We start from the raw sequence: 12358 nt of genomic DNA on the forward strand, positions 1-12358 counted from the left end.
CAATGCATTGATAAATAACGCCTATTTTGCTGGCATGGAAATTGAATAAGCTGACTCAATCGCCAGTTTGAGGTCAGCTTTATGACAATCTTGCAGCAGGATGCCCCCCTCCAGTCACATGAAGTGAGTCAGCTTTACGCCATCTTCACGGCGCTGCCGACCGGCGTCCTGCTGCTCGATGGCGAGGGGCTGATCACCCGCGCAAACCCTGCCGCCCTGGCGCTGCTAGGAGAGCCACTGGAGGGCCTTTCCTGGCGCCAGATCATTGCCCGCTGTTTCGAACCCCGTGAGGATGACGGTCACGAGATCTCCTTGTGCGACGGCCGCCGGGTCCAGCTGTCGACCCAGCCACTGTCGGATCAGCCCGGCCAACTGGTGTTCATTACCGACTTGACCGAGACCCGCCAGTTGCAGGACAGGGTCAACCACATGAAGCGCCTCTCCGCCCTTGGCAACATGGCGGCTTCCCTGGCGCACCAGATCCGCACCCCGCTCTCCGCCGCCATGCTCTATGCGGCCAACCTGGCCAACCGCACCCTCAAGCCTGAATCCCGCAGCCAGTTCCAGCAAAAATTGATGGCGCGCCTGCAGGATCTCGAGAAGCAGATCAACGACATCCTGCTGTTTGCCCGCAATGGCGACAACCAGGTGGTGGCGCCCCTCTCGGTGCAGGGCCTGCTGGCGGAAGTGCAGGCGGGGGCCGAAGCCTTCTGCCAGCAGCAGGGCTGCGCCTTGCATCTGGAGGCCCCTGAGCCCGATCTCTGTCTGCTTGCCAACAGCAGTGCCCTGGCGGGGGCCATCAACAACCTCATCGCCAATGCCCGGCAGGCCGGCGCCGATTCGCTCCTGGTGAGCGCTGTGCGCAGCGGCAACCGGGTGGAGATGCGGGTCATCGACAACGGCAAGGGGATGGCCCCCTCCCTGCTCAACCAGATCTTCGAACCCTTCTTTACCACCCGATCCCAGGGTACGGGCCTCGGTCTTGCGGTGGTGCAGTCGGTGGTACGAGCCCATCAGGGGGAGGTGAGCGTGGCCTCGGTCCCTGGCGAGGGCACCTGTTTTACCCTGTCCTTCCCCCTGCATCAGCAACAGGTTCAGTTGGGGGGCGTGGCATGAGCCACGCAAAAGCCGGAGCGCCGGTGAAGATGATTCTCGACAAGGCCATGTTGGTTGTAGGAGGTGTGGCATGACCCAGGCTCGCATTCTGGTGGTGGAAGATGACAACGGCCTGCGCGAGGCGCTGGTGGATACCCTGCTGCTCGGTGGCTATGAGTGCCGCGAGGTGGACAGCGGCGAGCGGGCCCTGCTTGCCCTGTCCCGTCAGCGCTTTGACATGGTGATCTCCGACATCCAGATGGGGGGCATGGATGGTCTGACCCTGCTCGCCAACATCCGCCAGCAATATCCCCAGGTGCCGGTGCTCCTGATGACTGCCTACGCCAACATCGACGGGGCGGTGCGCGCCATGCGCGAGGGGGCGATCGACTATCTGGCCAAGCCCTTCTCCCCCGAGGTGCTGCTCAACCAGGTCAGCCGTTATGTGCCGGCCCAGAAGGTGGAGAAGCGTGCCGTGGTGTACGGGGACCCCAGGACTGCGGAGCTGTTCCAGCTGGCGACCCGGGTGGCGAGAAGCGAAGCCACCGTCATGGTGACCGGCCCGAGCGGGACAGGCAAGGAGGTGCTGGCTCGCTACATTCACGACCACTCCAGCCGGGCAGAGCAGGCCTTCGTCGCCATCAACTGCGCCGCCATTCCGGAGAACATGCTGGAAGCGACCCTGTTTGGCTACGAGAAGGGCGCCTTCACCGGTGCGGTGCAGGGGTGCCCTGGCAAGTTTGAGCAGGCTCAGGGAGGAACCCTGCTGCTCGACGAGATCACCGAGATGGATCTGGGGCTGCAGGCCAAGCTGCTGCGGGTCTTGCAGGAGAAAGAGGTGGAGCGGCTCGGCAGCCGCAAAATGATCCCCCTCGATGTGCGGGTCATTGCCACCAGCAACCGGGATCTGAAAAAAGCGGTGCAGGACGGGTTGTTCCGCGAGGATCTCTACTACCGCCTCAACGTCTTCCCCCTGCGCTGGACGGCGCTCTGGGAGCGCCCGGGGGACATTCTTCCCCTGGCGGAGCATCTGCTGGCGCTCCATGCCAGCCAGATGGGGCTGCCGACGCCGCAGCTCGCAGAGGACGCCCGAGAGCGTCTGATGGCTCACCCCTGGCCCGGCAACGTGCGCGAGCTCGACAACGTGGTGCAGCGCGCCCTGATCCTCTGTCCAGACGGCCTCATCGACTGTGAGCACCTGATCCTGGAGGAGACGGACGAGACCCTGGTGCGGCCGCTCGAGCGGCTGTCAGGGGAGGGGCTTGGCGGCGAACTCAAGCAGCAGGAGCACCAGATCATTCTGGACACCCTGCAGGAGTGCAACGGCAGTCGCAAAGCGGTGGCCGACAAGCTCGGCATCAGCCCGCGCACCCTGCGCTACAAGCTGGCCCAGATGCGTGACGCCGGCATCGAGCTGCCCGCCTAGGCCTGACAGGCGCATGGCCTTGCCGGTCCGGCTCGATTATCATGGGCTCTGACGATCGGAATCCGGCTCCCCGCACAGTGCGTGGGGAGCCCAGCTAGGAGACCCCCATGATCTCTCATCGTAAACTGGAAAGCCTGCTCAACCACCTGCTCGAACCCCATGCCATCAAGGATTACTGCCCCAACGGCCTGCAGGTGGAGGGGCGCGAGCGCATTCGCAAGGTGGTAACCGGCGTCACCGCCAGCCAGGCCCTCATCGATGCCGCCGTGGCCGCCGGGGCCGATGCCATCCTGGTTCATCACGGCTACTTCTGGAGCGGCGAGCAGGCCCAGATCACCGGCATGAAGCAGCGTCGTCTCAAGACCCTCTTGACCCACGACATCAACCTGTTTGCCTACCACCTGCCGCTGGACGTGCACCCCGAGGTGGGGAACAATGCCCAGCTTGCCAGGCTGCTTGGCATCAAGGTGCGTCGCGGCCTCGAACCCTGGAACAGCAAGAGCGTCGCCATGGTGGGCAAGCTGGAGGAGCCCATGAGCGGCAGCGATTTTGCCAAGCTGATTGCCGAGCGTCTCGGTCGCGAGCCGCTTCATTGTGGTGACAGTGGTCCCGAGCTCATCCGCTCCGTGGCCTGGTGCACCGGCGGTGGTCAGAGCTACATCAGCCAGGCGGCGGAGCAGGGCATCGATGCCTTCATCTCCGGCGAAGCCTCCGAGCAGACCATCCACACCGCCCGCGAGATGGGCATGCACTTCTACGCCGCAGGCCACCACGCCACCGAACGTTACGGCGTCAAGGCGCTGGGAGAGTGGCTCGCCACTGTACACGGGTTGGAGGTGACCTTTATCGATATCGACAATCCGGTGTAGGGCCGATTAGCCGCGCAGCGGCGTCATCGGACGTGATGACAGCCATTGCGCTGGTCGATGGAAATGACAAGGGAGGCCTGAGCCTCCCTTGTTGTGTCTTACGGCTGCTAGCGGTTACTCGCTGGCATAGCCTGCCAAGCCAAGCTGCTTGCCATCGAGGAAGGCAGACCCTTCTCGCATCTGCAAGCGCCCTTCACAGAACCACTGCACCACCAGGGGGTAGATGCTGTGCTCCTGCACCTGGACCCGGGCCGCCACCTCGTCTGCACTGTCCCCTTCGAAGATGGGGACCCGTGCCTGGAGGATCACCGGGCCGCCGTCGAGCTCTTCGGTGACGAAGTGGACGCTGGCGCCGTGCTCGTCATCACCGGCCTCGATGGCGCGCTGGTGGGTGTGCAGACCCTGGTATTTCGGCAGCAACGAGGGGTGGATGTTGATCATCCTCCCCGCGAAGTGACGCACGAGGTCGGCGCTCAGGATCCGCATAAAGCCGGCCAGCACCACCAGATCCGGCTGATAATCCGCCATCAGGGCCAGCAGGGCGGCATCATACTCCTCCCGGCTGGCGAACTGCTGCTGGGTCAGGATGGCGGTTGCCACCCCGGCTTCCCTGGCACGCACCAGGCCATAGGCATCAGCCTTGTTGCTGATGACGCCGACCACCTGACCGGCAATCTTGCCGCCGGCACAGCCGTCGAGGATGGCCTGCAGGTTGCTGCCGCTGCCTGAGATGAGGACGAGGATGCGTTTCATAGGGGAGGTCATCTGGCCGTTGATACGATCATTCATTGAATGATGACCTGCTCCTCACCATCGGCCGCCTTGGCGATGTGGCCGATGTGCCAGGCGTTCTCGCCTTCGGCCTTGAGCAGGGCCAGGGCCTTGTCCAGCTGATCCGCCGGCAGGGCGATGATCATGCCGACGCCGCAGTTGAAGGTGCGATACATCTCGTGGCGGGTGACGTTGCCTGCCTGTTGCAGCCAGCTGAACACCGCCGGCCACTGCCAGCTCTGCTCGTCGATGACCGCCTGGGTGTTGGCGGGCAGCACGCGCGGGATGTTCTCCCAGAAGCCGCCGCCGGTGATGTGGGACAGGGCGTGGATCTCGCACTCCTTGATGAGCTTGAGCACGGGCTTCACGTAGATGCGGGTCGGCTCCAGCAGGGCGTTGGCCAGGGTGGTATCACCCAGCGGCTGCTGCACGTCGGCCTTGGAGACTTCCAGGATCTTGCGAATGAGGGAGAAGCCGTTGGAGTGGGGACCGCTGGCGGCCAGGGCGATCAGGGCATCCCCTTCGCCAACCTTGCTGCCGTCGATGATCTCGCTCTTTTCCACCACGCCGACGCAGAAACCGGCGATGTCGTAATCTTCCCCTTCATACATGCCAGGCATTTCGGCAGTTTCACCGCCAACCAGGGCACAGCCGGACTGTTCGCAGCCGGCGCCGATGCCGGTGACCACGGCAGCGGCAGTGTCCACGTCCAGTTTGCCGGTGGCATAGTAGTCGAGGAAGAAGAGGGGCTCGGCGCCCTGCACGATGAGGTCATTGACGCACATGGCGACCAAGTCGATCCCCACGGTGTCGTGCTTCTTCAGGTCGATGGCCAGACGCAGCTTGGTGCCCACCCCGTCGGTACCGGAGACCAGTACCGGTTCCTTGTAGCCAGCAGGGATTTGACACAGGGCCCCAAAGCCGCCAAGACCACCAAGGACTTCAGGACGACGAGTGCGTTTTGACACGCCCTTGATACGTTCAACCAGTGCATTGCCGGCATCGATATCTACGCCAGCATCCTTGTAGCTCAGTGAGGTTTTGTCAGTCACGCGTATTCCCCGTCATATAAAGAAGTGGAGGGTAAAATTCGGGGCGTATTCTATCAGCGGGCACGAAAAACCAGAAAGAAAATCGTTTGCGCGTTTTTGAATCGAAAAGCTCTACAAGCCGTGGCTTTTGTTGTATGATTCCGCGATTTTTTTGGCGCCGGTTAGAGGAGATAATAATGAAAGTCGTTGAAGTCAAACACCCCCTGGTCAAGCACAAGATCGGCCTGATGCGCGAAGGCGACATCAGCACCAAGCGTTTCCGTGAACTGGCCAAGGAAGTGGGCAGTTTGTTGACCTACGAAGCGACCTCTGACTTCGAAACCGAAAAAGTGACCATCGATGGCTGGAACGGCCCTGTGGAAGTTGACCAGATCAAGGGCAAGAAGGTCACCGTCGTGCCCATCCTGCGCGCCGGTCTTGGCATGATGGACGGGGTGCTGGAGCACATGCCGAGTGCCCGCGTCAGCGTGGTCGGTATCTATCGCGATGAAGAGACCCTGCAGCCTGTCCCCTACTTCGAGAAGATCGTCAGCAACATCGAAGAGCGTCTGGCCCTGGTCATCGACCCCATGCTGGCCACCGGCGGCTCCATGATCGCCACCATCGATCTGCTCAAGAAGAAAGGTTGCCAGTCCATCAAGGTGCTGGTGCTGGTTGCCGCCCCCGAAGGCATCAAGGCGCTGGAAGCCGCTCACCCTGACGTGGAGCTGTTCTGTGCCTCCATCGACCAGGGGTTGAACGAGAAAGGCTATATCGTCCCGGGTCTGGGGGATGCTGGCGACAAGATCTTCGGCACCAAGTAAGCATCACCCCATCGCCGCGCCCAAGGCGCGCAAACGGAGCCGGCACCCTGCCGGCTCCGCTGTTTCTCCCCCCTTTGCTTGCTGCCATGCGCGCCTTGCCGCTACCATAAGCACCATCCCCCATTTCGAGAATCTTCTTTATGCTGAAACGCTTAGCGACTCTCCTCTGCTGCTGTCTGCCACTCGTGGTGTCGGCCGCCCAGGTAACCGACCTCTATCAGGGCAAGGCTCCCACCAGTGGCGACATGACGGCCGCCCAGTCCCAGGCGCTGGGGGATGTGCTCGTCAAGGTGACGGGCAAGCGCGATATCCTCACCCAGCCGGATGTGGTGAAGGCCCTGGCGGCGCCGGCGGATTACGTGCAGCAATACAGCTATCAGGACATCGGCTCGGTCAAGTTTCTCAAGGCGGATTTCAATGTGGCCAAGGTGAACGCCCTGGTCGGCCAGAGCAAGTTTGCCCTGCTGGGCCCGGTGCGGCCGCAGGTCGCCATCTGGCTGGTGGTCGACGAAGGGGAGCGGCGCATTCTGCCGGATCAGTCCGGCGATGGCTGGTCCGAGGCGCTGCGTGCCCAGACCCAGGCCATGGGGCTGCCGGTCAGTCTCCCGCTGATGGACTTGGATGACAACATGGCGGTCAATGCCACCGATGTCTGGGGCCGCTTTGCCGATCCCGTGCTCAAGGCGAGCCAGCGTTACGGCGCCGAAATGGTGGTGCTCGGCAAACTCACCCCGGAGGGGGAGGCCTGGAGCATCGACTGGGGTCTTTATGGGACCAAGCCGGGGGCGCAGGCAGGAGAGCTGACCGAGCTGACCAAGGGCTCGGGTTCAGGTACCCAGGCCGAGGTGGCAAAGGGCTTTGCCGATGCCCTGGCCGGTTGGCTGGTGCAGCAGTACGGTACCCGTCTCTCCGGTGTCGCCTCCAGCCAGACCCTGGTGGTGGAGGGGCTGTCCGACATCGATGGCATGATCCAGATCCAGAAGCTGCTGCAGGGGATGGCCAGTGTCACCAAGGTGGCCATCGGCAAGCTGGAAGGGGACAAGGTGACCTTCAACCTCTCGCTGCAGGGGGACAAGGCCGAGCTGGTGAGGGGGTTGCAACTGGAGAGCCGGCTGCATCAGGTGGAGGACAACGAGAGCGGCCTGCGCTATCAATGGTCGCAGCCCTGATCCCGGGGAAGGATCCTGACCGCCCGGCATGGTCCGGGCGGTTCTCTATCTGCCCCGCTGGTGATACACTTGCCCGCAAATATCACAGTCAAAGCCCAACGAGTGAAGCAACCGGCCCAACTGTCTTTAGCCGTACAACTACCGGATGATGAAACCTTCGTCAGTTTTTATCCCGGCAACAACGCCCATCTGATCACCGCCCTCAAGAATGCGGCCATCGGTCAGGGCTCGCCCTTCCTCTATTTCTGGGGAGCCAAGGGGTCGGGCCGCTCCCATCTGCTCCATGCTACCTGTGCCGAGGTCAACGCCCGCGACGCGGCGGCGGCCTATCTCTCCCTCGATCAGTTCGAACAGCTCGACCCCAGCATGCTCGATGCTTTGGAGAGCCTGCCCCTGGTCTGTCTTGACAGCCTGGAGACGATCGCCGGCAACGCCCTCTGGGAGCGGGCCCTGTTCGACTTCTACAATCGCTGGAAGGAGAAGGGGGAGGGGACGCTCATCGTTACCGGCTGCAGCGCGCCACGCAAGCTGGGGCTGCAACTGCCGGATCTCGCGTCCCGTCTCGACTGGGGAGTGAGCTTCCACCTCGACGAGCTGGACGACGAGGGCAAACTCAGCGCCCTGCAACTGCGCGCCGAGCTGCGGGGTTTCAAGCTGCCCATCGACGTGGGCCGTTTCCTGCTCAACCGCCTCTCCCGCGACATGCGCACCCTGCTTGCCACCCTCAATCGTCTCGACAACGCCTCCTTCCGTGCCAAGCGCAAGCTGACCATCCCTTTCGTCAAAGAGATCCTCGAGCTCTGAAAACCTATCCCATTAGGCTATCTTATTCGCCATTTTGAACCTGGGCAGTGCTCGAAATCCTCACGTACTACAGTACGCTCCGGTTTCTGCGCGCTGTCCGTGTTCAAACTGCCTTCAACGATTACGCCTACTGGGAGAGGTTCTAAGCCCCATAACGACAAACCCCGGGACTTGGCCGGGGTTTGTTTGCGAGCATTACACAGCTATCAGTGGAACTGATCTTCTTCGGTCGAGCCGGTCAGCGCGGTCACCGACGACTGGCCGCCCTGAATGACGGTGGTCACCTTGTCGAAGTAACCGGTACCCACTTCCTGCTGGTGTGCCACGAAGGTGTAGCCCCGCTCGGCGGCGGCGAATTCCGGCTGCTGCACCATCTCGACATAGTGCTTCATTCCCTCGCCACGGGCGTACTGGTAGGCCAGCTCGTACATGTGGAACCACATGTTGTGGATACCCGCCAGGGTGATGAACTGGTACTTGTAGCCCATGTCGGAGAGCTCCTGCTGGAAGCGGGCGATGGTGGCATCGTCCAGGTTCTTCTTCCAGTTGAAGCTCGGGGAACAGTTGTAGGCCAGGATCTTGTCCGGGTACTGGGCCTTGATGGCCTCGGCAAATTTTCGCGCCTCGTCCAGATCGGGCTTGGCGGTCTCGCACCACACCATGTCGGCGTAAGGGGCGTAGGCCAGGCCGCGGGAGATGGCCTGCTCGATGCCGGCCTGCACCTTGTAGAAGCCCTCACTGGTGCGCTCACCGGTCAGGAAGCCGGCATCGTAGGGATCGGCATCCGTGGTCAGCAGATCCGCTGCGTTGGCGTCGGTGCGGGCGATGACCAAGGTGGTGGTGCCGCAGACATCTGCCGCGAGGCGAGCCGCGACAAGCTTTTGCACCGCTTCCTGGGTCGGGACCAGTACCTTGCCGCCCATGTGGCCGCACTTTTTCACGGACGCGAGCTGATCTTCGAAGTGCACGCCGGCGGCGCCCGCTTCAATCATCCCCTTCATCAGCTCGAAGGCGTTCAACACGCCGCCGAAACCGGCTTCAGCATCCGCCACGATGGGCAGGAAGTAGTCGATGAAGCCCTTGTCCTCTGGTCCAACCTTGTTGGCCCACTGGATCTGGTCGGCCCGGGCGAAGGAGTTGTTGATGCGCTCCACCACGGAGGGGACGGAGTTGGCCGGGTAGAGGGACTGATCCGGGTACATGGTGGAGGAGAGGTTGTTGTCCGCCGCCACCTGCCAGCCGGAGAGATAGATGGCTTCGATGCCGGCCTTGGCCTGCTGCACCGCCTGGCCGCCGGTCAGGGCGCCGAGGCAGTTTACATAGCCTTTCTTGGCGCCGCCGTGGATCAGCTCCCACAGTTTGTCGGCGCCGCGTTGGGCCAGAGTGTGTGCCGGCTGCAGGCTGCCACGCAGGTTCACCACGTCCTCGGCGCTGTAGCCGCGCTTGATCCCTTTCCAGCGGGGGTTTTCTGCCCAGTCTTTCTCGATAGCCTGGATCTGTTGCTCACGGGTCAGTGCCATATCAGTTCCCTCTTTCATTGATTTCACGTTTCCATTGACTTGTTATGGGGGCCGTTACCGGCCCGGGTTTCACAGCCGCTCGTAGCCGGGCAGCGTCAGAAAATCGATGAGTGTGTCGGCGCAGGTGATCTCGTCCATCAGGGCGCTCGCCTCGGCGAAACGGCCCGATTGCCAGCGGGCCTCGCCCACTTCGCCTCTGACCACCTCCTGCTCCTCGGCCAGCATCTGGCGGAACAGCGCCTTGGTCACTGCCTGACCGTTGGAGAGGGTCTTGCCGTGGCGGATCCACTGCCAGATGGAGGTGCGGGAGATCTCGGCGGTGGCGGCATCTTCCATCAGTCCGTAGATGGGCACGCAGCCATTGCCGTTGATCCAGGCTTCCAGATATTGCAGGGCGACGCGGATATTGGTGCGCATGCCCGCCTCGGTGCGATCACCCTCACAGGGGGCCAGCAGATCGGCGGCCGTGATGGGGGCATCTTGCTCGCGCAGCACGCCGATCTGGTTCTGGGCACCCGCCGGAATGGTGGCGTTGAACACCGCCATGGCGGTATCGGCCAGACCGGGGTGGGCGACCCAGGTGCCATCGTGGCCGTTGTCGGCCTCGCGCTGCTTGTCCGCGTGCACCTTGGCAAACACCTGTTCGTTGACGGCCGCGTCCTTGGCCGGAATAAAGGCAGCCATGCCCCCCATCGCCAGCGCGCCGCGCTTGTGGCAGGTCTTGATGAGGAGTCGCGAGTAGGCAGAGAGGAACGGCTTGTCCATGGTCACCACCTGACGATCCGGCAGGACGCGATCCGGGTGGTTTTTCAAGGTCTTGATATAGCTGAAGATGTAGTCCCAGCGACCGCAGTTGAGGGCGACGATGTGATCCTTCATCTGATAGAGCAGCTCATCCATCTCGAACACCGCCGGCAGGGTTTCGATGAGCACGGTGGCCTTGATGGTACCGCGGGGCAGACCGAATTTGTCCTCGGTCCAGGCGAACACCTCGCTCCACCAGCGCCCTTCCAGATGGCTCTGCAGCTTGGGTACGTAGAAGTAGGGACCGGAGCCCTTGGCCAGCAACGCCTTGTGGTTGTGCAGGAAATAGAGGGCGAAGTCGAACAGGCCGCCGGGAATGGGGGCACCATCAAAGGTGACGTGCTTCTCCGGCAGATGCAGACCGCGCACCCGGCAGATGAGCACGGCCGGATTGGGATTCAGGGTATAGGCCTTCCCCTCCGGGCTCTGGTAGGCAATGGTGCCGTTGACCGCATCGCGCAGGTTGATCTGGCCCTCGATCACCTTGTTCCACGCCGGGGCCAGTGAGTCCTCGAAGTCGGCCATGAAGACCTTGACGTTGGCGTTGAGGGCATTGATCACCATTTTGCGCTCGACCGGGCCGGTGATCTCCACACGGCGGTCCTGCAGATCGGCGGGGATGCCGCGCACCGTCCAGTCACCATCGCGAATGTGGGCGGTCTCTGGCAGGAAGTCCGGCAACTCGCCGCCATCGATACGGGCCTGGCGTGCGACTCGCTGCTTCAGCAGCTCATTGCGTTGGGGAGCGAAACGTTCCACCAGTTCGGACACCAGGGCCACCGCATCCGGCGTCAGGATCTGCGCGTAATCGGGAAGCATCTCGCCTTGAATGCGCAGGCGGGTGCTGCTGATGGTCTGGGCCGGTGCCGACATAGTGGGTACTCCTCCAAAAGTTACATTTTGAATTTATTAACTACGGCTAACGTCTATATCCCTTTCTTTCAAACTCCCCATAACAGCGGGGTAACACGATTCATAAGGTGCAAAAGAATGGTGGATTCGTCAACTTGATTTTTAAAACAGGTGTTTTTTGATGATAGTTAAGATGCTGTTTTAAATGGATTTATGTGATTAGTGCAAAAGCTCTTTGCAGATGGTTATGCTCTTGGGTTGCCGGGGCGGCAGGGGGGAGGATTTCGGTAGAGGGGATGGGTTAAAAATGTAATTAATTACGTAATAAAATTACAAATGCAAAAACAAATCCCGACATTACTCCAAGCTTTGCAAAAACAGCTGTATGAAATGCCTTCGTTCAATCCAGCCTGCATGGGGGCTATGAAGTAACCGGGTAGTGAACTGGCGTTTAAAACTAAAATGTCAAATTGAGTCAAAATGGCGAAGGCGAACAGGAGAGAGGGAAATGACGAGCAATAACGTAGGTTTGTATCACGGCGTGTCCATGAAGGAGAGGGAGGTTGGAACGCAGCAGATGGTCAATTAAACTGATTTTTGAAGAAAAAATAGCATTTTGTCGTTTTTTGCGGTGGCGGTCTGTTTGCCTGGGTCAAGGGTGGTGCCGGACAGCAAAACCGGCGTCTTGAACCGCACTATGGCACGGGCTCGTCTTAGTAATCTTCATCCGGGGCGGCGAGATCGATCACATCGAGGTGCACTGAACTGCCAAACTCGTGCTCTGCGGAATCGAGCTCGGAGGGCGTGGGGGAGATCAGGGGCTGAACGGGCTGGGAGTCAACAGCTTGGGTCATGGATGCTTGCCTCATTGATTGCAAGCCGGTCGGTGATTCCATCACCCTAGTGTCCACCTCCCTGTTTTTATGGCCGGCGGAAAAGTTGCGTATCCTAGCGGCACTTTATGAAAGCTTCAAGTGGTTCTGTATAAAATTCATGCCAATAAAAAGCGGCGACCTGATGAACGGGGGAGGCGAGAGGGAAAAGAGGCAAGCGTCGGGCGTGCAGGCAAAAAAATAGCCCAGTCGTTTGACTGGGCTATTCTCGGGGAATTTGGTCGGTGTGAGAGGATTCGAACCTCCGACCCTCTACACCCCATGCAGATGCGCTACCTGGCTGCGCTACACACCGACGGA

At 61.3% G+C, this 12358-nt stretch carries 11 protein-coding genes and 1 tRNA gene; 6 read left to right on the plus strand and 6 right to left on the minus strand.

Going from position 1 to position 12358, the window contains the following annotated elements; all coding sequences use genetic code 11:
- Window positions 1-81 precede the first annotated feature (81 nt).
- From AB5Y70_RS15170 to AB5Y70_RS15180, 3 genes are all read left to right on the plus strand, one after another.
- Window positions 82-1116 (plus strand): PAS domain-containing sensor histidine kinase, encoded by a 1035-nt coding sequence (locus AB5Y70_RS15170; RefSeq protein ID WP_049636843.1) that lies wholly within the window; start codon window positions 82-84, stop codon window positions 1114-1116.
- A gap of 70 nt (window positions 1117-1186) precedes the next feature.
- A complete protein-coding gene (locus tag AB5Y70_RS15175) occupies window positions 1187-2521 on the plus strand; it encodes a sigma-54 dependent transcriptional regulator (protein ID WP_010675277.1) in 1335 nt (444 codons plus the stop codon).
- Window positions 2522-2628: 107 nt separating this feature from the next.
- Window positions 2629-3390, plus strand: a complete 762-nt coding sequence (locus AB5Y70_RS15180; RefSeq protein WP_049636844.1) for a Nif3-like dinuclear metal center hexameric protein — start codon at window positions 2629-2631, stop codon at window positions 3388-3390.
- A 114-nt stretch (window positions 3391-3504) separates the two neighbouring features.
- Here AB5Y70_RS15180 and purN read toward each other — a convergent pair whose 3' ends face one another.
- Window positions 3505-4143 (minus strand): phosphoribosylglycinamide formyltransferase, encoded by a 639-nt coding sequence (purN, locus tag AB5Y70_RS15185; protein ID WP_049636858.1) that lies wholly within the window; start codon window positions 4141-4143, stop codon window positions 3505-3507.
- Between the two features lie 32 nt (window positions 4144-4175).
- Window positions 4176-5213: a phosphoribosylformylglycinamidine cyclo-ligase gene (gene purM, locus AB5Y70_RS15190; RefSeq protein ID WP_010675274.1), complete on the minus strand. Its 1038-nt coding sequence runs from the start codon at window positions 5211-5213 to the stop codon at window positions 4176-4178.
- Window positions 5214-5389: 176 nt separating this feature from the next.
- Between purM and upp the strand changes: the two genes are divergently transcribed.
- The 3 genes from upp (at window position 5390) to hda (ending at window position 7989) form a co-directional block, all read left to right on the plus strand.
- Window positions 5390-6016, plus strand: a complete 627-nt coding sequence (gene upp, locus AB5Y70_RS15195; protein ID WP_005302745.1) for a uracil phosphoribosyltransferase — start codon at window positions 5390-5392, stop codon at window positions 6014-6016.
- A gap of 140 nt (window positions 6017-6156) precedes the next feature.
- Window positions 6157-7185, plus strand: a complete 1029-nt coding sequence (locus AB5Y70_RS15200; protein WP_049636845.1) for a DUF2066 domain-containing protein — start codon at window positions 6157-6159, stop codon at window positions 7183-7185.
- A 102-nt stretch (window positions 7186-7287) separates the two neighbouring features.
- Window positions 7288-7989 carry a DnaA inactivator Hda gene (gene hda, locus AB5Y70_RS15205; RefSeq protein WP_049636846.1) on the plus strand — a complete coding sequence of 234 codons (702 nt, stop codon included), beginning with the start codon at window positions 7288-7290 and terminating at the stop codon, window positions 7987-7989.
- Window positions 7990-8195: 206 nt separating this feature from the next.
- Here hda and aceA read toward each other — a convergent pair whose 3' ends face one another.
- The 4 genes from aceA to AB5Y70_RS15225 all read right to left on the minus strand — a co-directional run bounded on the left by aceA (window position 8196) and on the right by AB5Y70_RS15225 (window position 12353).
- A complete protein-coding gene (gene aceA / locus AB5Y70_RS15210) occupies window positions 8196-9509 on the minus strand; it encodes an isocitrate lyase (RefSeq protein ID WP_041213155.1) in 1314 nt (437 codons plus the stop codon).
- 69 nt (window positions 9510-9578) lie between these two features.
- Complete coding sequence (gene aceB, locus AB5Y70_RS15215) at window positions 9579-11186, minus strand: malate synthase A (protein ID WP_102948621.1); 1608 nt, start codon at window positions 11184-11186, stop codon at window positions 9579-9581.
- A gap of 692 nt (window positions 11187-11878) precedes the next feature.
- Entirely contained in the window at window positions 11879-12019 is a 141-nt protein-coding gene (locus AB5Y70_RS15220) for a hypothetical protein (protein ID WP_164882083.1), read from the minus strand.
- A gap of 257 nt (window positions 12020-12276) precedes the next feature.
- Window positions 12277-12353, minus strand: a tRNA-Pro gene (locus AB5Y70_RS15225).
- Between the last annotated feature and the right edge of the window lie 5 nt (window positions 12354-12358).

It is taken from the genome of Aeromonas sp. s1(2024), from assembly GCF_040908005.1.
In the GTDB taxonomy this organism is placed as follows: Bacteria; Pseudomonadota; Gammaproteobacteria; order Enterobacterales; family Aeromonadaceae; genus Aeromonas; species Aeromonas caviae.